The organism is Niallia sp. XMNu-256 (genome assembly GCF_036670015.1).
Classification (GTDB): domain Bacteria; phylum Bacillota; class Bacilli; order Bacillales; family Cytobacillaceae; genus Bacillus_BD.
The window spans coordinates 999,576-1,022,511 of record NZ_CP137636.1; the positions used below are offsets into that span (position 1 = coordinate 999,576).

Here is a 22,936-nt window from a genome sequence, read left to right on the forward strand (position 1 = left end):
ATTATAAGGGATACTACTGGTAGAATATTCTGTTAATAACGATTGTGACACTGAAGTACTATAATCGCCTAAGCAAGATGAAAAAGAGTTTACGAGCGGTCTATTTGTATGTATTAGATAAATGCAGAAAATTTTAAAGTAATAGTATATTTATTGACGGTTTTTTTGTAAAAGGCTACTCTAAAAAGAGCGAATAAAAATCATTTAATATACTATCTAAGTGGGGATATGGAGGATGGATGTGAAAAAAGTATTTATTAGCATCATTTTATTATTATTACTTCTAACAAATGGTATGTCAGTTGGAGCCAATGATACACAGGATCGGAGATGGCAGGATGAAACGATTTACTCCATTGTAATTGACCGTTTTTATAATGCTGATCACAGCAATGATTTCGATGTTAATATGGATGACCCTAATGCTTATCATGGAGGAGATTTTAGAGGAATCATTGAAAAGTTAGATTACATAAAGGACATGGGTTTTACAACCATTTTATTATCAACTGTTTTTGATCAGACAGATGGTGATTATTATGGGGCTGGAGTGAAGGATTTTTATGGAACCGACGAACATTTTGGTACAATCGAGGATTTTAAGAGATTAATAGACGAAGCCCATAAACGGGATCTAAAAGTGGTGATAGACTTTGTCTTTAATGTTGATCCTAATCACCCTTGGAGGAACGATTCTACAAAACAAGGATGGTTGGTGACCTCTGATAACGATATGCTCCAAATTAATTTAGAAAATTCAGATGCCCGTCAGTATATCTTTGATGTGGCAAAATGGTGGATAGAAGAAACGGAACTTGATGGCTACCGGATTCTCTCCGCAGATAGGCTTTCTAATCAGTTTTTGTATGAATTTTCACAAAATATTAAACCAATGAAGGCTTCATTTTATCTAATGTGGGAATCCCAAGTTGAAAATGCTGATGGCTATTTAGAAATAGGGATGGATGGATTTACAAACTATAGGTTAAGCCAAGAACTAAGAAATGTTTTTCATAAACCTGATCACTCTTTTACAACGTTGTTCTCACAAATTGACAGTATTCACAATCCGTATGCTATGGCAACTTATATCGATAATGAACAAATGTCCAGGTTTACGAGACTCATCATTGAACAGAATGAACATCCAGGTCCTCGTTGGAAGCAGGCATTAACTTTCCTCTATACAACACCAGGGGTTCCAATTGTGTTTTATGGCAGTGAGATTGCCTTGGATGGTGGGGGAACACCGGATAATCTTCGACAAATGAATTTTCGAACAGATCCAGAGTTAATGGATTATATAACGAAAATAGGGGATGTCCGATCGAAACTTCCTTCACTTACTAGAGGGAACATGGAAGTTTTGTATGAAAAAGACGGCTTTTCTATTCATAAAAGGGAATATGAAGATGAAGTTATCGTTATTGCTATTAATAATACAACAAAAACACAGACAGCTTCCATTCCTGCCGAGAAGCTAAGTCATGACATGGAATTAAGAGGGCTGTTAAAAGGGGATTTGGTTCGTAGTAATTCTAAAGAGTACGCAATTACGATTAATCGAGATGAATCGGAAATCTACACATTGCAAGAAAAAACAGGTTTGAATAAGTCCTTTATAATCGCTACTGCCCTAGTACCCATTTTATTTGGAGTATTTTTATACTTAGTTTGGAGAAAATCTCGCAAACAACAAGTCTAATAAATATCAGTGCCAGGAACCCTCCGAGGGGGTGCCTGGCACTTTGGTATGTTTAAATATCATTAAGCTTGATTACCTGATTCCTCACGTGTAAAGAAGAAGATAAATGTAAGTATCACTAAAGCGACAAAGTAAATGCCGTTTTCAGATAATTTTATTACGGGTAACTTATTTAAAGACATGTTTATCATTCCTTTTCAATGTTTCTAAATAGGTTGGGGTCAATATTAAAGTGTGTTGATATCATTCGGTGAAAAAAGTAATAACTTTCTCTTTCTATTGGAAGTGAGGGTTTGTTTAAAGGTTCTCCAAATATAGGCCCACTGACAGTTAATGAAAGCCTTCCCGGTCCAACCAAAACACCAATTAGTCGGATTTCGTCTAGTATTAATAAGATAGAAGTAATGACATCAATGGTATCGATCAATGTATTGATGGCTACTTCTCCTGACTTGGCTTCTGTTCGGGCACCGCCAATTATAGGCCCGCTTAATGAAATAGTAAACCCACCTGAAGTGACGATAACCCCTCTGATTGTAAGCTGTCCTGATAGTATTAAAAACGCAATAGTAAGGTTTAAATCTCGCTGAATAGATGCAATTACAAGATCATCTTTTTCTATAGTAGTTTTGTACAAGGAAAGTTCACCTCTTCATCATCTTATTCAGAATAGCCCAAAATGACAGTAATAATGATTAATAAATTTGTGGATTTTAATTTATAACAGTTCTTCCAGATATCATGACTCTTTACGTTTAGCTTCAGAAGAAACTCCGAATACTAACGATATCATTTTATAGGGGATTTTATGAAAGGCTGGACAAAGGAAAATGGATATAATTTACAATGCAATCATAGTTTTTACGACAGGATTTTTCTTTTTAAAAATAACCGGAAAAAAAGCCGTTTCCCAAATGCACACTTTTGACTTATTGTATCTCTTTGTGCTCACTAATATTATTAGTGAGCCCGTGGAAGTTCATCATACCGGAAAAGCAATTGCTTATTCAGGAGTTATCGTCCTTTTATATAAACTATTTGTCCGTTTATCGTTGAATAACACATTTCGATGGGTTTTATATGAAAGTCCGACCGTATTGATTCGCAATGGGGATATTGATAGAAATGGATTGAAAAAGGTACGTATGCCAATGAATGAATTATTATCACAATTGAGAGTAAAAGGATTTACGGACACTCGAAATATTGCTATGGCGATAATGGAAGAGACTGGTAATTTGAGTGTGATTCCTAAGTCCGCTTATCGGCCCTTACAACCCATTGATTTAAACTTAAAAGTAAACAGAGAGTATTTACCTATCCCACTAATTATGGACGGTCAAATCATTCATGCTAATTTAAAGTATCTACAATTAGACCAGAACTGGTTATTAAATGAAGTTAAAAAAAGGGGGGGAATCGTAAAAAATATTATGTTAGCAACTTTTTTAGAAAATGGAAAGTTATATATTGATAATAATGGAATATCTGACCATGAACATGACCCATATTACTATGATCCGGGAAAAGATCATTAAATGGAGGTTGTTTGTAATATGTGGAGTTAATGAACACGGAGATCTTTCTAGTCTGCAAATAACAACGAAGCCACTAATCGTCTAAAAAATTAGTGGCTTTTTTATTAGTTTTCGTTATTATTTACCAGAAAAATCGAAAAATATTCAATGTAAATTCCCTAAGTTTTTTTTAGAACGAGTGCCTATAGGCAAAAGCCTGCTCTTTTTTAATTGGGACACATACACTAATCTTGAAACCAATGTGGGGTAAAAAAGCACCAAAAATAAGGTAGGGAGGAAGTGTTGGTATGTCCGCAAACTTAATGGAGGCTGCAAAGTATTTTGAAAAGTTTTTTCGTGAAAGCAATGAATATAAAAATTTACAAAGAGTTAGTATGGAACTAAATAAGGATCCACAAGCAAAACAGGTTTTAAATCGAATAAACTATTTAAATTCCCAGTTGCAACAAAAACAAATGATGGGGCAGGAAATTCGGGAGCAGGAAGTGGCAGCATTACAAAATTTGGAAGCAGCTGCCCAGCAAAATGAAAAGATTAGACGCTTAATGGAGGCAGATTATCAAGTTAATATGCTAATGATGGAAATGAATAAAATAATTTCAAAGCCCCTAGAGGAATTATACGGACAACTGGTTGAAAAATAAATTTCTCATATAAAATTTAAATATTCTAAAAGGTAGGCACTTATCTATTCAGCAAATGTCACAAACGCATACTCTATTTGTGAAATGATTTTTAGGAGGAGAGAAAATGGAAAGGCAATTCTTTGGAGGTAGTCCTATTTATGGTGGGTATGGTATGGGATACGGTGGTTATCCATTTCATCATTATGGATACGGAGGCTATCCATTTCACCATCACGGATACGGCGGTTATCCATTCCACCATCATGGATACGGGGGCTACCCGTTTCACCATCGACCATGGATCTATCGTGACGAATTCGAATCAGTTTATGACTATTAAGAAGAATAAAGTTAAAAATAAATAAATTAGATAGAATAAACAACTAGGAGGAATAAAAGGATGTACAGTGAGCTTGAGCCTGTTCAAACACATGAGGGTGAGGAAAGAATTTTTGGAAGAAGACCGTTTGGTTTTGGCCGACCGTTTGGTTTCGGAAGACCTTTTGGTTTCGGAAGACCATTTGGTTTTGGGAGACCGTTCGGATTCGGAAGACCGTTTTTTGGAAGACCTTTCTTTGGGGGACCGTTTGGTTATGGATTTGGTTTTGGCGCCCCGTTTTTAGGAGGACTTGCAGGAGGATTATTATTGGGCAGTGCATTGGGTGGTTTTGGTTACCCTGGATATGGCTATGGTTATGGCTACGGATACCCATATTATGGCTACGGATATCCATATTATGGCTATGGATATCCTGGATATGGCTATGGTTATCCATTCATTTAGTCATTTCTCGTCAAATATGTTTAACTCATAAATAAAAATAAAAAGATTCTCCATTTTATCAGTCAATCCTTATAAATAAGTCAAAATAGCTCAGTCATATTGAACTGGGTTATTTTTTTCTTTTCAATAAAGTGAAATTTCCATCAGCAGAGGTTTTTCTTCATCCCCCACCTATCCTTATTATCCATAGAATCTTGAGATGGGGGTCTTGGTCCGTTAAACCTGATAAAAACCCCTTAAAGAAATCTATGATTAAAATACTGTACCAATCATACATTGTATATTAAATCAAATGGGGGTGATCAAGTGGAGATTATTGGGAAATCCGTCATTCGCAAAGATGCATTTGCAAAAGTAACTGGAAGGGCGAGGTATACGGCAGATGAACTTGCAGGACCGACTCTTCATGCAAGGATGGTTACAAGCCCATATGGACATGCCAAAATCGTTTCCATTGATGTTTCTGAGGCAAAAAAAATACAAGGAGTGAGGGGCATTGTATTAGGAAGTCGTGATTTACCTCTAACTGGGGAGGAAATTAGAGATCGTCCTCCACTTGCTGTTGGCAGAGTTCGATACTACGGAGAACCAGTTGCTCTTGTTGTTGCGGATACCTTTCATATAGCGAAAAAAGCGGCAGATGCAATTGATGTGAAGTATGAACTTCTGCCTGTTGTAAATTCTCCGACTGAAGCGTTAAAGCCAGATGCACCACTACTTCATGAAAATCTAGCTTCATACGAAAAAATAGGAACTGCTTATCCCGTGCCACAATCGAATATTTCAAATGTGACCAAAATCCGTAAGGGCAATATGGAAAAAGGATGGTTAATGAGTGATTTCGTTGTGGAAGGTACTTATGGTTTTTCTCCTTCAGATCATGCTGCCATGGAAACAAGATGTGCGACAGCAGAAATAGATCCAGAAGGTTATATTCATATCACAACATCCTCGCAAGCTCCATTCATGGTTAAAAAATTGTTGAGTATTTATTTTAAAATTGATATTGGGAAAATTGTAGTGGAGACCCCTTTTGTTGGGGGTGCGTATGGGGGAAAGGCACCCATTCAGTGGGAAATTTTAGCCTATCTTGCGTCACAAGCGGTCGGAGGAAGACGAGTAAAAATTGTTTATTCAAGAGAAGAAGATTTACTGACAGCCCCTTGTCATGTAGGTCTTGAGGCAAAAGTAAAACTGGGGTGTACCGCTGATGGAATCATTAAGGCTGCTGAAATCCTCTACTTGTTCGACGGTGGAGCTTATTCAGATAAGGCAATCGATGTTAGCCGAGCTGGAGGCGTCGATTGTACTGGACCATACAATATTGAAAATGTTTGGTGTGATTCACTCTGTGTTTATACAAACCATCCTTATGGCAGTCCTTTTCGGGGCTTTGGACATTCAGAGGTCTTATTTGCATTTGAACGGACAATGGATATGCTGGCAGAAAAATTAGGAGTGGATCGACTCGAATTACGAAAAAAGAATGCGATTCGTCCAGGGCATACAACGCCTACACAAGTTTTGCTGAATAAAAGTAATGTCGGGAATGTTCATGCATGTATTGAACGGTTAAAAGAAATGATCCAGTGGGATCAGGGACAAATTCAAGAAATTGATGAAAGAAGAATAAGAGTAAAAGGAATATCTTGCAGTTGGAAAACCTCTACCATTGATCCTGATGCAAGTTCAGGTGTAATCCTAACTTTTAATCCTGATGGCAGTGTGAACCTAATCTCGGGTGTGATCGAAATTGGAACAGGAACTAAGACGGTTCTGGCTCAAATTCTTGCAGAGCGCTTAAAAATAGGGATCGATAGGATCCATGTGAAAATGAAAGTCCAGACGCAAACAACGCCTGAACATTGGAAAACGGTAGCTAGCCGTGGCACGTTTATGGGCGGAAGAGCGGTGTTGGAAGCAGCAGATGATGTCATCCGCCAAATTAAAGCAATCGCGGCATGTGTTCTAAGAGTGTCAACAGAAGATCTCGAGGTAGCTTACGAACGGGTATTTTTAAGAGATGATCCTAAAATTGGGTTAGATTTTAAAGAGGTTGTATATGGATATAAATATCCTAATGGCAACTCAATTGGTGGCCAAATTATGGGACATGGAAATTATATATTAAGACGGATGACTTCTCTAGATCCGGAAACCGGAGCGGGGCAGCCTGGTCCAGAATGGACGGTTGCCGCTCATGGTGTGGAGATAGAATTTGATAAAAGAGACTTGACTTATAAACTGCTTCAGGCAGTAACAGTAGTTGATGCTGGGACCGTTTTAAATTTGATGACAGCACGTGGCCAGGTAATGGGTGCCATGAGTATGGGATTATCCTTTGCTGGGAGAGAAACTTTCGTTTTTGATGATCTAGGAAGAGTACTAGATCCACAATTACGCACTTATCGACCGATACACTATGGAGAAAACCCTCATTATAAAGTTGACTTTGTAACAACTCCGCAAATAGACGCCCCCTATGGAGCTAGAGGGGTTGGAGAACATGGATTATTAGGAATTCCCGCCGCACTTGCAAACTGTTTAAGTAAAGCGGCAGGTGTTGAGTTGAATGAACTTCCGTTGACCCCCGAATTGATTTGGAGATCGATGAAAACATAAGGATTAATCTTTTAATCCCTATAAACTGTTCTTCTTGTAAGAATACTTCCGATTAACACTTTGTACTGTGAATTACAAGGGATAGGGTTTTCAAGTAGAAAGGCTGGGTGGTAAGGATAATGGGTTCAGTAGAATTAAGTGCCATTGTAAGCACCCGAAGTATTAAATCCTTTGAATATGAGCCTCATGGAAAAAGAGTCAGTTTTATTACTGATCGGCAAGGGTCTGCGCAGGTTTGGGGATATGAAATAGGCAATAGAAGGGCACAAACTCCCTTGCTCCAAGAAGGAATAACCTTTATTAAATATGTTGATGTAACATCAGATTTAATAATTGGGAGAGATGAGTCCGGAAATGAAAGGATCCAATTATACTTACTGAAAGAAGCTGGTAAATTAATTCCTTTAACAGATTCTCCGCAGCACGTTCATTTGTATGGAGGTAGCTCCCCTGATGGTAAGTGGATTGCCTGGTCCAGTAACCGACGAAACCAAGCCTTTTTTGACATTTATTTACAGAGCCTTGAGACACTGGAGATTCGTCTTGTTTTTGCTTCTGACGGGCAATATACGGTTGAAGCATGGTTTCCTGATGGGAAATCATTATTGGTCAGTAGAATGAATTCGCCCCTTGATAATGATTTGGGCATTTTATCCCTTTTAACGGGTGAGGTGAAATGGATAACTGAACATTCAGGAGAAGCAGGTTTTAAGGATGTTCATTTTAATCAAAAAGCCGATCATCTATATCTATTATCAAATAAAGACAGGGAATTTTATGGCCTTGCTTGTTTAGATTTGCATACCTTTCAGCTTACATGGCTTGAACAAGGTAATTGGGATTTTGAAGGATTGGCGATGAATGAACAGAAGAATTTGTTAGCTTTTAGTATGAACGAGGCAGGAATATCTAAAGGTTATTTAGTAGATTTAAAGAGTAGTACGCTTAAAACATGGGGAACACCCATGGGAGTAATCAAAAATCTTAGATTTTCACCAGATAGTGAAAGGCTGCTCTTTTTATTAAACGGACCTGCTCATCCACCTGAAATTTGGGAGCTGAATCTTCATACCCTTAAAGTTGATACGCACTTATCCTTTTCAGATCAGTCTTTCTTAAAAAAGATACTAGTTGAGCCTGTACCCATTTATTATCGTTCATTTGATAACCTGCTTATCCACTCTTTCTACTATAAGACTAAAAATACAGGAAAAAAGTTTCCGGTGGTCATTTATATTCATGGAGGTCCAGAGAGTCAAAGCCGTGCTGCTTTTAATCCTTTATTGCAATACTTATTAAATATTGGGTATTCCGTGGTAACGCCAAATATCCGAGGGAGTACAGGATTTGGAAAAACGTACTCTCATCTAGATGATGTTCGGAATCGGATGGATGCGGTAAAGGACCTGATTTGTTTAGTAAATTGGCTTAAAAGGGAAACGAATGTCGATCCTGGTAAGGTTGCAGTAATGGGAGGAAGCTATGGAGGATTTATGGTGCTTGCTGCCATTAGCCACTATCCTCAACTGTGGGCAGCAGCCGTTGATATTGTAGGGATGTCAAGCCTTCGATCATTTCTCAAAACAACAAGTCCTTGGAGGAAAAAGAACAGAGAGAAAGAATATGGAACGATTGAAAAAGATGGAGACTTTTTTGATCGGATTGATCCATTACATTATGCAGATTATATAGAATCACCACTCTTGGTCGTACATGGTGTAAATGACCCGCGAGTACCGATTGTAGAATCCGAGCAGATCATTAAGAAATTAATGAAACGAAATCATCCTGTTACATTTATTCGCTTAGAGGATGAGGGACATACATTAGAAAAAGAAAAAAATCAGTTATTTATCTATTCACAAATAGCTGATTTCCTTGAAAAATCCATGAAACGAAATCGATTCTACTAACATTAAAATCTAATGATTAATGGGATAAGGTATGAACAGGTTAATGGTGTGAAACAAGCATCACTGTGTAAATATTGATTCTTCTTTCCACATTGCCTACATACAATAAGGTTGAAATGACTTAAGGAGGCGACAAAAATGGCACAACCATTTTTTGATGAAAGAAGTATGGGATATGGGACTCAGCCGGGCTATGGGGCTGGCTATGGCATGGGCCATGGGGGATATCCAGGAGGCTATGGCATGGGCCATGGGGGATACCCGGGAGGATACGGCATGGGCCATGGAGGATATCCAGGAGGCTATGGCATGGGCCATGGAGGATATCCAGGAGGCTATGGAATGGGCCATGGGGGATACCCGGGAGGATACGGCATGGGCCATGGAGGATATCCAGGAGGCTATGGCATGGGCCATGGAGGATACCCAGGAGGATACGGCATGGGCCATGGGGGATACCCAGGAGGATACGGCATGGGCCATGGAGGATACCCAGGAGGATACGGCATGGGCCATGGGGGATACCCAGGAGGTTATGGAATGGGCCATGGAGGATCTCATGGCTTTGGAACTAGCAGCACACAGCCAACCCAGCATCAATCGTATGCGCAACAGCCAGGGCGCGATGATTTTGATTATGAACTTTAAGTAGAAATGGAAACCGAATAATAAATGTGTATTATTTTTATAATATAAAAATGGAGGAAGCTGTTCTGTACTATATATGCTTATTAAAAGTTTGTAGGAGAAGCTCAGGCTGTGCTTTACTGAGCTCTTTTTTTGCTTTTTCTATGAGGTAGATTGATGTTCATCTAATTTAACAAGGAGGGCAGATTCTTGATCTCATACGACTTCGAGTATTATCTTCCGATATCCATTAAAGAAGCAGTCCAATTATATGAGGATTTACAAAAGAAAGGAAAGGATCCGATTTATTTTTCAGGAGGAACAGAAATCATTACGCTAGGAAGATTAAATGCTGTAAAGACCGGGGCCGTCATTGATATTAAAGGGATACCAGAATGTAGAACATTCCAAACTCATAAGGAGCATTTATTAATTGGTGCAGCTACTACCTTGACTGATATCGAAGAGAGGAATCCTTTTCCATTATTAAGTAAAACCGTTAGTGAGATTGCTGATCGGACGGCCAGAAATAAAATTACAGCAGGTGGGAATATTTGCGGACAAATTTTTTATCGGGAAGCAGTCCTGCCTTTTTTATTATGTGATAGTGAAATGGTGATTGCGGGCTTAAACGGAATCAAAACTGTACCCATAAACGAAATTTTTAATGAAAAGCTTTTATTAGAACGCGGTGAATTACTTGTCGGAATTAAAACGGATATAAGCTATCTTGAACTACCATATGTCAGTATAAAAAGAAGAAGGCAATGGAATACAGGTTACCCACTTATTACTGTTGCGGCTTTAAAGGTTAATGGAAATATCAGAATAGCTATAAGCGGTCTGACTTCCTATCCATTTCGTTCTAAGCAGATGGAAGAGCAGCTTAATAACAAGGGGTCTTCTTTACATCAGAGAATTGATGAGGCAATCCAAACTTTAACGGTACCGCCCTTAGATGATTCAGAAGGATCTTTTCAATATCGATTATTTGTATTAAAGAATACACTACATGATGTGTTTCGCCAACTAGAAGGAGAGGAGCAAGACAATGTCTGACGCTTTGAGTGTAAGTACAATCCTAGTGGTCAATGGGGAAGAAAAGAGAGTAATTTTCCGTTATGCTGATATTCTATTAGATGTTTTGCGTTATCAATTAGGTCTTACAGGTGCCAAGCCTGGTTGTCTAAATGGAGATTGCGGTGCATGTACGGTAAACATCAATGGTGTCTCACAAAAGTCTTGTTTGACCTTAGCTGTTGAGGCCATCGGCAAGGACATCCTTACAATTGAGGGACTAAATGATCCTATTCAAGGGGCCTTTGTTGATCAATTTGCTTTTCAATGTGGATATTGTACGCCAGGGTTTATTATGAATTGCCATTCCTTATTGGAGCATCGTAAAGATCCTTCTAACCATGAAATTAAGAAATGGCTGGAGTCTAACATTTGCCGCTGTACGGGATATTTGGAAATTGAGGAGGCGGTTAAATCAGCGCTCCATTTATCAAAAAAACATAAATAAGGGGGTAATAGGAACATTAAGTGAATATATACGTATGATACGAATATCGTTTAGAAACTTGACCCATAATAAAGGAGAAAAAAATAAAAACAGCGATTAAAGAAAATCCCCCCATCTGATCCTATATCCTTCATAACAAACATATTTTCCAACCTCTCTATATAAATAGCTATGTATATAAACCAATTGATAACTTGGAAGGAGTTAAAGCTTATTTACTTAGAAATTAATAAGGCAACTTTTAACTTTCTTAATCTTGTTAGACTGTTACAGGAACCTATAGGCCTCTTATCGCATATAGTACCGATAAGATACATGATAGAAGGGTGTTTTTAAAATGCCGTCAGTTGTCATTAATTTACATTACTTAAAGATCAATAGTATTTCAGGTAATGGTTCCATCACAATTGGTGAAGCATCTTACAATAGTCCAACAGCTTATAACAAATCCCAAGGAATGAATGCTTCTTACGGAGATACATCACCAACCGAAGCCTTCATGGAGAATTTATTAAATGATCCTGATGTGAACGATCAAACAAATATTGGAAATGCCGATAACGCTTATATGAGTACACCTGTGCCACCCCCACCGCCAATACCACCAACTTATTAAAGGAGTAACTTAATATGCCATATCAAATAAATATTTTTAATATAAAGGTCAATGGAGCTAATCAGAACGGAAATATAGATATAGGACCTACTGTCCATAACAGTCACACAGCTAATAGTAAGTATGTGGGTGCTAATTTTTCTTTAGGAGATTTTTCACCACCATCGGCTATTTGGGGCTCGGGAAACTTGGATACAGATATTAGTGACCAAGATCAAATCGGTAACCCATCTATGCCAATTGCCAACCAGCTATAAAGGAGCAGAAACATGGATATAGAAAAAATGAGAAAGTGGTTGGAAATTACAAATGAATACAAAAAAACAGACTTTTGGACTCGAGTACTCCAAGAAAGATATCCTAATGAAAACATCAAGGAAGATAAGTACCAACCCAAATGTGATATGTATCAAAATGAAAGTTATAACTTTATTATTATTGAAATACCGGGTGTGACTCGTGAAAATCTTTCCTTAAGCTTAATTTCAAATACACAGCTAAAAATTAACGGAAAATGTCAGCCTATTTTCCTGCTAGAAAAGGAAATTAGAAGAGAAAGAGTGTATGGAGACTTCCAGCGAATCATTGATCTTCCTGAACCGACAAAGCCTGAACTGATGCATATTCAAATCGATAACGGGTTACTACTGGTTTCGTATCCTAGACAAACTGTAGAACCAATAAAATTAATTTAATATAAAGAAACATAATAATAAAAATGCCAAGCACTCTTCCGAGAGGACGATGCTTGGCACTTTTCATTAGCGATAATTAACAAATTGCACATCGACAGTCAAATCTGCTTCTTTCACTGCTTGGATGATTTTTTGTAAGTCATCACGGCTTTTTGCTGTTACACGGATTTGATCATCTTGTAATTGGCTTTTCACTTTTAGTCCGCTGTTTTTAATAAGGGTGTTAATTTTTTTAGCGTTCTCTTTATCGATTCCTTGGACAAGCTTAGCCCTTTGTCGAACCGTACCGCCACTAGCTTTTTCAACTTTGCCATAATCAAGGTTTTTAACAGGCACTCCACGTTTGATGAGTTTGCTAAATAACACGTCTTTTACTTGATCTAATTTGTACTCATCATCTGAAACAAGCACAAGTTCTTCTTTATCAAGTGAAATGTCACTTTTACTGCCTTTAAAATCATAACGTGTTTGAATTTCTTTCATTGCAATTTGAATTGCATTCGTTACTTCTGAAAAATCAACGTTTGATACAATATCAAATGAACTTTCTTTTGCCGCCATATGAACCTCCACTTATCTATATTTATCAGGCTTAACGAGCAGGAAGACCTTCCACCTTAGGATGCTGATTACAATAAAAAAGATGGGTGGGGATCAACTCCTGTAAAGCTCCGAAATAATGAACACAGACTGATTACACTACGGCAACGCCTGCGTGACCAGCATGCTGCTAGCTTCAGCTAACCATCAGTGGGGGTGTGAAAGAACTCCCCTCTACTGATGAAAGTTTCACTTTATCATTCTTTTCATCCATTTGGAGATAATAGAAAGAAGTTTCCCTTTACAAACCAATTATAGTAAAATAAACCAGTCGATACAACCTTTGGACAATGCTCAATCTTCTAGATGAATGATTGAAGAAAAAACAACAAACCTTTAAGGAGGGATTTGAGTGGCAATACAAGATCATATTGGTCAAGTGATTACCTTAAAAGTAACCAGACAAACGGAGTTCGGTTACTTTTTAACGGATGGAACAGAAGATATTCTTTTACATAATAATGAAGTGCATCGCGAATTAGAAAGTGAAGAAGATGTGGAAGTCTTTTTATATACAGATTCACAGGGAAGAATTGCAGCGACAACAACGATACCGAAAGTAACAGTAGGAACTTATGATTGGGCAACTGTTACTGATATGAAACAAGGGCTAGGTGTATTTTTGGATATTGGTATTCAAAAAGATATGCTTCTGGGGAAAGAGGATCTTCCCGTTCATAAAAGTGTTTGGCCTGATATAGGGGATATGCTGTTTATTACTTTACGGGTAAATAAAAATAATCGAATCTATGTTAAAACAGCGACTGATCCAATTATTGAGGAACATTCGGTCAAGGCCACAAGGGAGATTTTTAACAAATCGGTTCATGGTTTTATTTATCGAACAGCTAAAGTGGGTTCATGGATTTATACTGTAGAAGGCTATAAAGGCTTTATCCATGAGTCACAGCGAGATGTAGAACCTCGTCTTGGTGAAAAGGTAGAAGGCAGGGTCATTGATGTGAAGGAAGATGGCACGATAAATGTGTCTTTACTACCTAGAAAGCACGAGGCACTGGATAAGGATGCGGAAGAAATCTTGTCCATTCTTCAAGCAAGAGGTGCGATGCCATACTGGGATAAAAGTATGCCTGAAGACATCCAAGAGCGGTTCAATATGAGTAAAGCTGCATTTAAAAGGGCGTTAGGAAGATTAATGAAAGAGGGAATGATCTATCAAGAAGAAGGATGGACATATTTAAAAAAAGAAAATGCGGAATAATATCTGCATCAATCTTTCTACGTTATAACAGGCAGAAAAACCCTACATCAAGAGTAAAGTGAATAGAGATAGGTAGGGGTTTAACTGCCTGTAATGTATTGATAAATGAACGTAGACTAAGTATGCCTGCGGCAACGTCTACGTGACCAGTTTTCACTGGCTCTAACTAACGATCAGTGGAAACCCCTCACCGATGGGAGTTACACTTTATAAATGGTCTGTTTTCTTTGAGTATTGGTGTTTACCAGCTTTACGATTTTTTTCTCTCATCATATTCTTTTCATGGCGAAGGGCATTATTGTCCTTTGCTTTTTTGTCATTGTCAGATGTATGAGGCATATAATGAATCTCCTTTCCTTTATCCTTCTCTTGTAGTATGAGTGTTAAGGAAAAGAGTATGTTAGTGAGTTTTTACCAACTTATCAGGCTCAACAGCAGTAAGAGCTCAACCTCAAGGTTCTGAGTACAATATTAGAAGATAGTTGGGGATAACAGCTGCCGTAAAGCTTCAAAATAATGAACCCAGACTTAATGCGCGTACGGCAACGTCTGTGTGACCACTAAGCCTGGGCTGGCCTTGGGCTTTCCATAGTTAGGGGATGAAAGAAAATCACCACTGATAAAGTTGCCATTCTATTGAATCTTATTTAAAAAGAATATTGCAATCGTCCCGGGACCTGTATGAGAACCAATGACTGCGCCAATTTCTGTAATCAGCACCTCTTTTGCATGGAGCTCGTCTTCAATGAGCTTCTTCATTTCTGATGCTGTTTTTATATCATCGCCATGGCTGATCCCAACGGTTTGATTTTCAAAATCTCCCCCTCGTTCTTTCATGAGATCCACCATTCGACGCAATACTTTCTTTTTGCCACGAATTTTTTCAATGGGGACTAATTTCCCGTCATCGACATTTAATAGAGGTTTAATATTTAATAATCCCCCTAAGAAAGCGGAAGCCTTTGATAATCGACCACCCTTTGCTAAATAGTCCAAATCCTCAACGGTAAATAAATGTTCAATGTGGGAGGCTGTCGATTTAGCTCTTTTTACCACTTCATCAAGTGAAGCTCCTTTTCTGGCATGTTGCAAAGCATCCATGACAACTAGACCTTGCCCTAAGGAAGCGCATTTTGTATCAACAATCGCCAAATTAAAGTCAGGGTAGGCTTCTTTAACTTGGTCTCGAATCATAACAGCTGTTTGATAAGTTCCAGATAATTTGGATGAGAAAGCAATGTAAACTCCATCTTCATTATTTTTAGCCATCTCAGTAAACGTTTTTTCAAAATCAAGAGGTGATACTTGAGCCGTTTTCGGCACTTCCCCATTCCGAATCTCGTCAAAAATCGTTTTCGGTTTTATTGTTAATAAATCCTCGTATTCTTGGCCTTTTAACAGAACCTTTAAAGGGAAAAGGGTAATGTCATTTTCTTGATAAAATTGTAAGGGTAAGTCACTCCCGCTGTCCGTTAATATTTTTACTGGCAACTGAGAACACCTGCTTTCATTAAATCTTTTTATTTAAACTCTATGTACAATTATGAAATGTCATGCCAATCTAACTTTAGTGTATCATTAATTTTTTTACAATAAAGCAAGGGGAAAAAGAACTTTTAGTGAATTTTGGGGAGAAATACAAATAAAGAGGTTGAGTGTATCAACCTCTTTATGGAACCTTATGATAAGGAACCTAGCTCTTCTTGTAGTTCTTGGAGTTGCTTTTTTTCTGCAGTGGTGGAGTTAGCATAAGCGGACGATAACGCATTTTGTGCCTTTAAGTGCGCTTCTTCCGAGTAGCTATTTTTCGCTGCTTCGACCAATTTTCTAGCGTCTTGAAAAAGTCGATTACTCATATTATAAGCCCTCTCCAAGTTGAGATTCTGATTCTTTCACATTTGACATTTTATAAGCCTCAGCTTCAGCATATGTCATGTGATACGGGATACGTTCAGCATGTTTCGTGACAGAGTCTACACCTTGCTGTACAAAACGTTTTGATTTATTACGTTTACCCATTCGAATCCCCTCCAAAAAGAGTTTTGAAGCAAGAAGCTTCAATACTAGTATGGTCCATAGTTAAAAAAATAATATGGAAAAGTAAGGAGGCCCTCAATGATTAATATCATGTAAGAATTCTTAGATTGCTTTTAAATTCAGTAAATCATTTAAATAGTGACCGATTCCGTCTTCCTCATTGGTATAAGTTACTTCCTTAGCGATATTTTTTAATTCGTCAATTGCATTTCCCATTGCAATTCCGTAACCAGCATAATCAATCATTTCTAGATCATTATCCTCATCCCCAAAAGCAATAATTCGATCACGTGGAATTCCATAATATTGGGATACTTCTTTTAAACCGACCGCCTTACTAAGACCGTGTTTGACAATTTCAATGATTGGGAATGGATCGCCCCAGCTCCGTTGTTCAATGACCTCAGCATGGACATCTGCTAGATGCTGGCGAATGATCTTCAATTGTTCTTCTTCGGTATGAATTAACAAGGAGGTTGGAGAAGCATTTAGAAATTTACGTAGATCTCCAGTTGTAATTGTTGGGTTCCCATAATTAAATATTTGAAGAAGTTTTTCATCATGATAATGTATGTATACATCATCGATTACTTCTGCGATAATATTATGAAAATCAAAAGAGTTGCACGATTCAACAATGTCCTTTGCGACAGACATATCTAAAGGAGTATGACGGATGCCAAAACTGTTGTCTTTCGGATGGTGAACAAAAGCCCCATTAAAATTAACGATAGGGGATGTTAATTTTAATTCATTGTAATACATTTCTGAAGAGCGATAAGGCCTACCCGTTGCAATCATTACTTCATGTCCCAATTCTTTGGCCTTATTAAGAACCTTTTTTGTTTTACTTGAAATGGTTTTATCATCTTTTAATAATGTACCATCTAAATCCAATACAATTAAATGTTTTTCTGCCATTCTAACTCCCCTTTTATCAATTTTTTCTATTATTAATAAGTGTAATCCTTTTGGAAAACAAAAGTCTAATGTTAAACTTAATCTGTAATCAATGGTCGGATGCAATTCATTTAGTATGGATTTAATACTAATACTATTTTGTTAATAGTATAATCTTTTTTTGTAAAAATATCTTTACAAAACGTTTGGAGGCTTTATAAGTTGATACTAGTTGAAAATAAGCATATTAACGGAATCCCTTCCTTACATTTGGCACAAAAAGATCGTTATTATGATCAACTTCCATTAGTTATTTTTGAACATGGCTTTACAAGTGCAAAAGAACATAATTTACATTATGCTTATTTACTCGCTGAAAAAGGCTTGCGTGTTGTTTTGCCTGAAGCAGCTTTTCATGGAGAGCGCAGTGCAAATCTAGATACGGAACAGTTAGCTTTTCATTTTTGGGAAATTGTATTGCAGTCTATCAACGAATTAGACACGATCAGGCAATACTTTGAAACCGAAAAGTTAATTGACCCAGCAAAAATAGGGCTAGTTGGTACCTCAATGGGTGGAATTGTTACACTTGGTTCATTAACAAAGTATGAATGGATAAAGGCGGCAGCCAGCTTAATGGGTATGCCATCATATGAAAAGTTTGCACGATGGCAGTTAGAAACTTTGAAGAAAAATGGTATTCACCTGCCATTACAGCAAGAAGAAATTGAACGACTTCTTAATAAAATAAATACGTTTGATTTAAGTAAAAAACCTGAAAAATTAAATGGCAGACCTCTTCTCTTTTGGCACGGGAAGCAAGATCCGATTGTTCCATTTAATTATACTTATGATTTTTATGAAAAAATTAAACCATTTTATCAGGATTCACCAGGAAAGTTACTTTTTATTGTTGACGAAAAATCCGGACACAAGGTTAGCAGAGAAGGGCTTCTTAAAACAGTAGAATGGTTTGAGCAGCATTTAGCTTAATTAATAGAGGTTGATTTGTTATGATATAATGTGATTAGAGAACAGGGGGTTTGAAAAATGGAAGAAGCGTTAAAAGAGAATATTATGGGAGCTCTAGAAAATGTAGTCGATCCCGAACTTGGCATAGATATTGTTAATCTAGGTTTAGTCTATAAAGTAGAAATGGACGATGCAGGGATATTAACTGTTGACATGACTTTAACTTCAATGGGTTGTCCAATGGCTGGGGTAATTGTAGACCAAGTAAAAGCTGCGGTAAGTGAAATTCCAGAGGTAAAAGATGCAATTGTTAATGTTGTTTGGAGTCCCCCATGGACAAAAGATAAAATGTCTAGATATGCAAAAATTGCTCTTGGAGTTCAATAATAAAGAATTTATCCAATCAAAAGCCGGCAACTGCCGGCTTTTCGCTATAGAGGTTAAAAGTACTAATTTCAATCCATAGTGAGTAACCTCACTTCATTAGGGGAAAAGGTCATATATAATGTAAAAAGTATAAGCACAATGAGTTAACCAAAATGTTTTTTTATAGTACAATGAAAGTAACCTCAAGATTGTCAATAGTTGGCTGTGAAACAATAGGTCAAAAAAGTCTATAATGAGGTATGGATAAAAAATAATCATTAATAACATTTCTAATTCAATGGTTTAGAGGTTAATAAATCTCTAAAGGAGTTGACTAAATGACAAAAGAAATAATAAAAGATAAATTGAATCGGCCACTGAGGGATTTACGTATATCTGTGATTGACCGCTGTAACTTCCGCTGTCAATATTGCATGCCTGCTGATCTATTTGGTCCAGATTTTGCTTTTTTACCGAAGAAAGAACTACTAACGTTTGAAGAGATTGAACGATTAGCACGAATCTTTATTGGTCTTGGAGTAGAGAAAATTCGATTGACAGGTGGAGAACCGTTATTAAGGCAGGATTTGCCCGTTTTAGTGGAAAAGTTATCCTCAATTGAAGGTTTACACGATATAGCATTAACAACAAACGGTGTTTACTTGCCCAAATATGCCCAAGCTTTGAGAGATGCAGGTTTACAACGTGTGAATATTAGTTTAGATAGTTTAAAGGATGAATTATTTGGGGAAATTAATGGCCGAAACGTTGGAACCAAGCCGGTCCTTAAAGGGATCAAAGCGGCCCAAGAAGCAGGACTAGGTATAAAAATCAACATGGTTGTCAAAAAGGGTTTAAATGACTCCGAGATTATTCCGATGGCCCAGTTCTGTAAAGATGAGGGGTTGCAACTAAGGTATATTGAATTTATGGATGTAGGCAGCACGAATGGTTGGAAAATGGATGATGTGATTACGAAGAAAGAAATTTACTATATGTTGAAAGAACATTTTGAGTTAGAATCGCTTTATCCTGATTACTATGGGGAAGTTGCAAAGCGTTACAAGTATAAAGATAATGGGGTTGAGGTCGGGTTTATTACTTCTGTATCTGAGGCATTTTGTTCTACTTGTACAAGGTCTCGTTTGTCTGCGAATGGACAAATTTTTACTTGTTTATTCAATGGAAACGGCCATGACATTCGCGACTTTATGCGAAATGGTGCATCAGATCAAGAAATCCGAAATCGAATTATAGAGATTTGGCAGGGTAGAACCGATCGATATTCCGAAGAACGAACAGCTGAAACGGTAGCCAATCGAAAGAAAATAGAGATGTCTTATATCGGTGGCTAAAACCCCTTTTTAAGGGGTTTTTTCTCATTCAGAGGAGGTTAGGATAAAAAAGATTGTCGCAATGATTATTCTTTTCATACATAAATAGTTATAATAAAAAATAGAAAACATAGGAGTGAGTGATTTTATGGTTGAGATGAGAACGCCTATTCCAGTAGGTGAAGCTGTCAAAAGGGTAATGACATATAATAAACCAGGCAGTGTCGAATATGTATCCATTGACGAGAGTTATGGCAGATACTTGTCCGAGGATTTAGTGGCTACAAATAATGTACCACCATTTGATAAAGCACCATATGATGGATTTGCGATTCGATCAGTTGATACAAAAGAGGCGTCGCTTTCCAATCCAGTAGAATTCGAGGTAATAGATCATATCGGTGCAGGGATGGTCAGCTCAAAAGTATTGGGACCGTTTCAAGTGGTACGGATTATGACAGGTGCACAGATGCCAGAGGGCAGTGATGCTGTAGTCATGCTTGAACTAACAAAGGAATTAGAGAAAAGCGGAAAACCATACATAACGATTAAAAGATCATATAATAAAGGGGATAATGTTTCTTTTTGCGGGGAGGATGCCAAAGAGGGGGAAGTCCTAGTTAAAAGGGGAACCTTCATTAATCCTGGTGTACAGGCGATGTTGGCAACTTTTGGCTATGCAAAAGTACCTGTCGCAAAGAAACCAATCGTTGGACTTTTTGCTACGGGAACAGAGTTACTGGATGTGGATGAACCTTTGCAACCGGGTAAAATTCGAAATAGTAATTCTCATATGATTATGGCACAAATTGAACGTGTTGGCGCTGAACCTCGCTATTATGGCAAATTACCTGACGAATTAGATTTATGTTATAAAGCAATTTCTAAAGCGCTTCCTGAGGTTGATATGTTAATTACTACAGGTGGCGTTTCTGTTGGGGATTTTGACTTACTTCCTGAAATTTATGAAAAGCTTGGGGCGGAAATTCTATTTAATAAAATTGCCATGCGCCCTGGAAGTGTCACAACTGTTGCTCAGTTTGAAGGGAAACTCCTTTTTGGATTATCCGGAAATCCTTCAGCGTGTTATGTAGGCTTTGAGTTGCTTACAAGACCGATTATTAGAAAGATGCTGTTTTCTACTCATCCACATTTACGTAGAGAAAAAGCAATTTTAGAAGCTGATTTTCCCAAAGCAAATCCATTTACACGATTTGTTCGAAGTGCACTTTCAGTCTCTGATGGAAAGTTGGTCGTGAAGCCGAATGGAAAGGATAAATCTAATATTGTTATGAGTTTAGCTGGAGCCAATTCATTCATTATTTTGCCTGGTGGAACGCGTGGGTTCGGGTCAGGGGATGAAGTAGATGTATTATTGCTGGACGAGGTTGAGGGAAGTCAGTGGCCTTGGTAAAACCCTTTGTTTTTCAATTTGTAGGATATCAAAATAGTGGAAAAACAACATTTGTAAACACATTATTGTCCCAATTAAAAAAGTTTGGGGTTAAGACTGTTACAATTAAGCATCACGGACATGGTGGCAAACCTGCTATAGCAAATGAAAAAGACTCGACCACACATATATCCTCAGGAGCAATTGCTTCTTTAGTAGAAGGTGGTGGTAGACTACTTCTACAGATTGAAAATAGTGAAAGCTCTTTGGAAGATAAAATAAAGTTAATTTCGATAACAAAACCGGATCTCATTCTGATCGAGGGGTATAAGCGTGAGGCCTATCCAAAAGCCGTCTTTATTCGTAATGATGAGGATGTTGATCTCTTAAATGACTTGAAAGAGATTGAGCTTGTTTTATATCGAGATGAGGCCCCAGAAACAGAAATTGTTTCTTTCCATCGAGAAGATGAAGAAGCCGTTAAATGGATGGTAGATTACTTCCTCAAAATGATATAATAGAAGGGCTGATCCTTGTTAGGAGGATCAGCCCTTCTATTATTCAATCGTACATATATGTGTTGGACAGTTTTCACAGTTAATTTCTATTTTCAAATAATCCAAATCATGAACGGTAATCATTCCTTTATCTACCGAAATGACACCTAATTTACGCAAGTCGCTTAGTAAACGGTTAATGACTTCCCTTGAGGTCCCACAAAAATTAGCAATTTCCTGATTGGTTAAAGGGTGGTCGATTAAGATGCCATCATTTGTATTCAATCCATAACTATTTGTAAGCCGAATCAGTGTCGAATACAAAGCCCCTTTTTTTCCTTTTAAGACTAGGTCGCGGAGCTTACTCTGGGTGATCTCATTTTGTGTACTCAACCATTTCATAAATTCAAGGGCTAATTTACTATCAGAGAGAAGATGATGTTCTAGATCATTTTTATAAATAACTCCTACTTTTCCATCCTCTAACACCTTTGCATTTAAGTTATGCTTTGTATGAAGACAACCTAAAGTTAATTCACCAACAAGATCATTCGTAGAACATAATCGTAAAGTGAGTTCATTGCCATCGGGTGTTAATTTACCAACTTTAACTTTTCCACTGTGAATGATATACAGTTCAGAAGCTGTCTCGCCTTCTTGATATAAAAAGCTTCCTTTCTCAATTTTAGTTTCATGATGAACATAAGGTTCTAACAAATGAGAAAGCTCTGCATATACTTCTTGAGTAGGTCGCATTTTATAACCACCTTTTTTGCGGAGAATACCACTTTATATTAGTATGATTCTCCGTTCAAAAATAATTTTTTCTAAAAGTTTTTGTAATATAAAAATAACTATCACTATTCACAGAATATTATATAGAAAGAAAAACTCTTTATAATTAATATTATACTATTTTTATAGTGTTTTGTATGCAAAAAAATATTTTGTAAAAAAACATTGA

The 22,936-nt window shown here is 37.4% G+C and carries 27 protein-coding genes; 19 read left to right on the forward strand and 8 right to left on the reverse strand.

The genetic code is table 11. The annotated features are described in order from the left end of the window. The first annotated feature begins 241 nt into the window (after positions 1-241). Positions 242-1,705: an alpha-amylase family glycosyl hydrolase gene (locus tag R4Z10_RS05055; RefSeq protein ID WP_338472118.1), complete on the forward strand. Its 1,464-nt coding sequence runs from the start codon at positions 242-244 to the stop codon at positions 1,703-1,705. A 187-nt stretch (positions 1,706-1,892) separates the two neighbouring features. Here R4Z10_RS05055 and R4Z10_RS05060 read toward each other — a convergent pair whose 3' ends face one another. Beyond that, positions 1,893-2,342, reverse strand: a complete 450-nt coding sequence (locus R4Z10_RS05060; RefSeq protein WP_338472119.1) for a hypothetical protein — start codon at positions 2,340-2,342, stop codon at positions 1,893-1,895. A 307-nt stretch (positions 2,343-2,649) separates the two neighbouring features. On the opposite strand from R4Z10_RS05060, the gene R4Z10_RS05065 reads away from it, so the two are divergent. From R4Z10_RS05065 to R4Z10_RS05120, 12 genes are all read left to right on the forward strand, one after another. Then, on the forward strand, positions 2,650-3,243 hold the full coding sequence (locus tag R4Z10_RS05065; protein WP_338472120.1) for a DUF421 domain-containing protein: 594 nt from the start codon (positions 2,650-2,652) through the stop codon (positions 3,241-3,243). Between the two features lie 287 nt (positions 3,244-3,530). Beyond that, positions 3,531-3,887, forward strand: coding sequence for a YlbF family regulator (locus tag R4Z10_RS05070; protein WP_338472121.1), 357 nt, complete (start codon positions 3,531-3,533; stop codon positions 3,885-3,887). Positions 3,888-3,993: 106 nt separating this feature from the next. Further along, entirely contained in the window at positions 3,994-4,209 is a 216-nt protein-coding gene (locus R4Z10_RS05075; protein ID WP_338472122.1) for a hypothetical protein, read from the forward strand. Between the two features lie 60 nt (positions 4,210-4,269). Beyond that, positions 4,270-4,653, forward strand: a complete 384-nt coding sequence (locus R4Z10_RS05080; protein ID WP_338472123.1) for a hypothetical protein — start codon at positions 4,270-4,272, stop codon at positions 4,651-4,653. A 306-nt stretch (positions 4,654-4,959) separates the two neighbouring features. Continuing rightward, a complete protein-coding gene (locus R4Z10_RS05085) occupies positions 4,960-7,275 on the forward strand; it encodes a xanthine dehydrogenase family protein molybdopterin-binding subunit (protein WP_338472124.1) in 2,316 nt (771 codons plus the stop codon). Between the two features lie 119 nt (positions 7,276-7,394). After that, positions 7,395-9,188, forward strand: coding sequence for a S9 family peptidase (locus R4Z10_RS05090; protein ID WP_338472125.1), 1,794 nt, complete (start codon positions 7,395-7,397; stop codon positions 9,186-9,188). A 138-nt stretch (positions 9,189-9,326) separates the two neighbouring features. Continuing rightward, on the forward strand, positions 9,327-9,836 hold the full coding sequence (locus R4Z10_RS05095) for a hypothetical protein (RefSeq protein ID WP_338472126.1): 510 nt from the start codon (positions 9,327-9,329) through the stop codon (positions 9,834-9,836). Positions 9,837-10,025: 189 nt separating this feature from the next. Then, on the forward strand, positions 10,026-10,874 hold the full coding sequence (locus R4Z10_RS05100) for an FAD binding domain-containing protein (RefSeq protein WP_338472127.1): 849 nt from the start codon (positions 10,026-10,028) through the stop codon (positions 10,872-10,874). Beyond that, positions 10,867-11,340, forward strand: coding sequence for a (2Fe-2S)-binding protein (locus R4Z10_RS05105; protein ID WP_338472128.1), 474 nt, complete (start codon positions 10,867-10,869; stop codon positions 11,338-11,340). The genes R4Z10_RS05100 and R4Z10_RS05105 overlap by 8 nt, the downstream gene beginning before the upstream one ends. 337 nt (positions 11,341-11,677) lie before the next feature. Beyond that, positions 11,678-11,956: a spore germination protein gene (locus R4Z10_RS05110; protein WP_338472129.1), complete on the forward strand. Its 279-nt coding sequence runs from the start codon at positions 11,678-11,680 to the stop codon at positions 11,954-11,956. Between the two features lie 14 nt (positions 11,957-11,970). Further along, positions 11,971-12,213 carry a spore germination protein gene (locus R4Z10_RS05115; protein ID WP_338472130.1) on the forward strand — a complete coding sequence of 81 codons (243 nt, stop codon included), beginning with the start codon at positions 11,971-11,973 and terminating at the stop codon, positions 12,211-12,213. A gap of 12 nt (positions 12,214-12,225) precedes the next feature. Next, positions 12,226-12,651 (forward strand): Hsp20/alpha crystallin family protein, encoded by a 426-nt coding sequence (locus R4Z10_RS05120; RefSeq protein ID WP_338472131.1) that lies wholly within the window; start codon positions 12,226-12,228, stop codon positions 12,649-12,651. Positions 12,652-12,717: 66 nt separating this feature from the next. Here R4Z10_RS05120 and R4Z10_RS05125 read toward each other — a convergent pair whose 3' ends face one another. After that, the gene (locus R4Z10_RS05125; RefSeq protein WP_338472132.1) at positions 12,718-13,212 is read right to left on the reverse strand and encodes a YajQ family cyclic di-GMP-binding protein; all 495 of its coding nucleotides are present in this window, start codon (positions 13,210-13,212) and stop codon (positions 12,718-12,720) included. Positions 13,213-13,603: 391 nt separating this feature from the next. Here R4Z10_RS05125 and R4Z10_RS05130 point away from each other — a divergent pair, with 391 nt between their 5' ends. Further along, positions 13,604-14,473: a S1-like domain-containing RNA-binding protein gene (locus R4Z10_RS05130; protein ID WP_338472133.1), complete on the forward strand. Its 870-nt coding sequence runs from the start codon at positions 13,604-13,606 to the stop codon at positions 14,471-14,473. A 207-nt stretch (positions 14,474-14,680) separates the two neighbouring features. On the opposite strand, the gene R4Z10_RS05135 is transcribed toward R4Z10_RS05130, so the two are convergent. From R4Z10_RS05135 to R4Z10_RS05155, 5 genes are all read right to left on the reverse strand, one after another. Further along, entirely contained in the window at positions 14,681-14,812 is a 132-nt protein-coding gene (locus tag R4Z10_RS05135; protein ID WP_075981472.1) for a DUF3941 domain-containing protein, read from the reverse strand. A gap of 294 nt (positions 14,813-15,106) precedes the next feature. Beyond that, positions 15,107-15,964, reverse strand: a complete 858-nt coding sequence (locus R4Z10_RS05140; RefSeq protein ID WP_338472134.1) for a DegV family protein — start codon at positions 15,962-15,964, stop codon at positions 15,107-15,109. 188 nt (positions 15,965-16,152) lie between these two features. Beyond that, positions 16,153-16,329, reverse strand: a complete 177-nt coding sequence (locus R4Z10_RS05145) for a DUF3813 domain-containing protein (RefSeq protein WP_338472135.1) — start codon at positions 16,327-16,329, stop codon at positions 16,153-16,155. Between the two features lies 1 nt (position 16,330). Further along, positions 16,331-16,492 (reverse strand): hypothetical protein, encoded by a 162-nt coding sequence (locus tag R4Z10_RS05150; protein ID WP_338472136.1) that lies wholly within the window; start codon positions 16,490-16,492, stop codon positions 16,331-16,333. Positions 16,493-16,612: 120 nt separating this feature from the next. Then, positions 16,613-17,431 (reverse strand): Cof-type HAD-IIB family hydrolase, encoded by an 819-nt coding sequence (locus R4Z10_RS05155; RefSeq protein ID WP_338472137.1) that lies wholly within the window; start codon positions 17,429-17,431, stop codon positions 16,613-16,615. A 201-nt stretch (positions 17,432-17,632) separates the two neighbouring features. Between R4Z10_RS05155 and R4Z10_RS05160 the strand changes: the two genes are divergently transcribed. From R4Z10_RS05160 to mobB, 5 genes are all read left to right on the forward strand, one after another. Then, the gene (locus tag R4Z10_RS05160; RefSeq protein ID WP_338472138.1) at positions 17,633-18,403 is read left to right on the forward strand and encodes a prolyl oligopeptidase family serine peptidase; all 771 of its coding nucleotides are present in this window, start codon (positions 17,633-17,635) and stop codon (positions 18,401-18,403) included. A 57-nt stretch (positions 18,404-18,460) separates the two neighbouring features. After that, the gene (locus R4Z10_RS05165) at positions 18,461-18,769 is read left to right on the forward strand and encodes a metal-sulfur cluster assembly factor (protein WP_338472139.1); all 309 of its coding nucleotides are present in this window, start codon (positions 18,461-18,463) and stop codon (positions 18,767-18,769) included. A 317-nt stretch (positions 18,770-19,086) separates the two neighbouring features. After that, positions 19,087-20,103, forward strand: a complete 1,017-nt coding sequence (gene moaA, locus R4Z10_RS05170; protein WP_338472140.1) for a GTP 3',8-cyclase MoaA — start codon at positions 19,087-19,089, stop codon at positions 20,101-20,103. A 127-nt stretch (positions 20,104-20,230) separates the two neighbouring features. Further along, entirely contained in the window at positions 20,231-21,496 is a 1,266-nt protein-coding gene (glp, locus tag R4Z10_RS05175; RefSeq protein ID WP_338472141.1) for a gephyrin-like molybdotransferase Glp, read from the forward strand. Continuing rightward, positions 21,484-21,993 (forward strand): molybdopterin-guanine dinucleotide biosynthesis protein B, encoded by a 510-nt coding sequence (mobB, locus tag R4Z10_RS05180; RefSeq protein WP_338472142.1) that lies wholly within the window; start codon positions 21,484-21,486, stop codon positions 21,991-21,993. Before glp ends, mobB begins: the two co-directional genes overlap by 13 nt. Positions 21,994-22,032: 39 nt before the next feature. On the opposite strand, the gene R4Z10_RS05185 is transcribed toward mobB, so the two are convergent. Next, positions 22,033-22,728, reverse strand: a complete 696-nt coding sequence (locus tag R4Z10_RS05185) for a Crp/Fnr family transcriptional regulator (RefSeq protein WP_338472143.1) — start codon at positions 22,726-22,728, stop codon at positions 22,033-22,035. Positions 22,729-22,936: the final 208 nt, after the last annotated feature.

Coding starts and splice junctions, on each gene's coding strand:
- R4Z10_RS05105 (WP_338472128.1), top strand. CDS start 10,867: ATGTCTGACGCTTTGAGTGTAAGTACAATCCTAGTGGTCAATGGGGAA.
- R4Z10_RS05080 (WP_338472123.1), top strand. CDS start 4,270: ATGTACAGTGAGCTTGAGCCTGTTCAAACACATGAGGGTGAGGAAAGA.
- R4Z10_RS05165 (WP_338472139.1), top strand. CDS start 18,461: ATGGAAGAAGCGTTAAAAGAGAATATTATGGGAGCTCTAGAAAATGTA.
- R4Z10_RS05075 (WP_338472122.1), top strand. CDS start 3,994: ATGGAAAGGCAATTCTTTGGAGGTAGTCCTATTTATGGTGGGTATGGT.
- R4Z10_RS05120 (WP_338472131.1), top strand. CDS start 12,226: ATGGATATAGAAAAAATGAGAAAGTGGTTGGAAATTACAAATGAATAC.
- R4Z10_RS05145 (WP_338472135.1), bottom strand. CDS start 16,329: ATGAGTAATCGACTTTTTCAAGACGCTAGAAAATTGGTCGAAGCAGCG.
- R4Z10_RS05115 (WP_338472130.1), top strand. CDS start 11,971: ATGCCATATCAAATAAATATTTTTAATATAAAGGTCAATGGAGCTAAT.
- R4Z10_RS05185 (WP_338472143.1), bottom strand. CDS start 22,728: ATGCGACCTACTCAAGAAGTATATGCAGAGCTTTCTCATTTGTTAGAA.
- R4Z10_RS05090 (WP_338472125.1), top strand. CDS start 7,395: ATGGGTTCAGTAGAATTAAGTGCCATTGTAAGCACCCGAAGTATTAAA.
- R4Z10_RS05135 (WP_075981472.1), bottom strand. CDS start 14,812: ATGCCTCATACATCTGACAATGACAAAAAAGCAAAGGACAATAATGCC.
- R4Z10_RS05125 (WP_338472132.1), bottom strand. CDS start 13,212: ATGGCGGCAAAAGAAAGTTCATTTGATATTGTATCAAACGTTGATTTT.
- glp (WP_338472141.1), top strand. CDS start 20,231: ATGGTTGAGATGAGAACGCCTATTCCAGTAGGTGAAGCTGTCAAAAGG.
- R4Z10_RS05155 (WP_338472137.1), bottom strand. CDS start 17,431: ATGGCAGAAAAACATTTAATTGTATTGGATTTAGATGGTACATTATTA.
- R4Z10_RS05095 (WP_338472126.1), top strand. CDS start 9,327: ATGGCACAACCATTTTTTGATGAAAGAAGTATGGGATATGGGACTCAG.
- R4Z10_RS05150 (WP_338472136.1), bottom strand. CDS start 16,492: ATGGGTAAACGTAATAAATCAAAACGTTTTGTACAGCAAGGTGTAGAC.
- R4Z10_RS05070 (WP_338472121.1), top strand. CDS start 3,531: ATGTCCGCAAACTTAATGGAGGCTGCAAAGTATTTTGAAAAGTTTTTT.
- moaA (WP_338472140.1), top strand. CDS start 19,087: ATGACAAAAGAAATAATAAAAGATAAATTGAATCGGCCACTGAGGGAT.
- R4Z10_RS05110 (WP_338472129.1), top strand. CDS start 11,678: ATGCCGTCAGTTGTCATTAATTTACATTACTTAAAGATCAATAGTATT.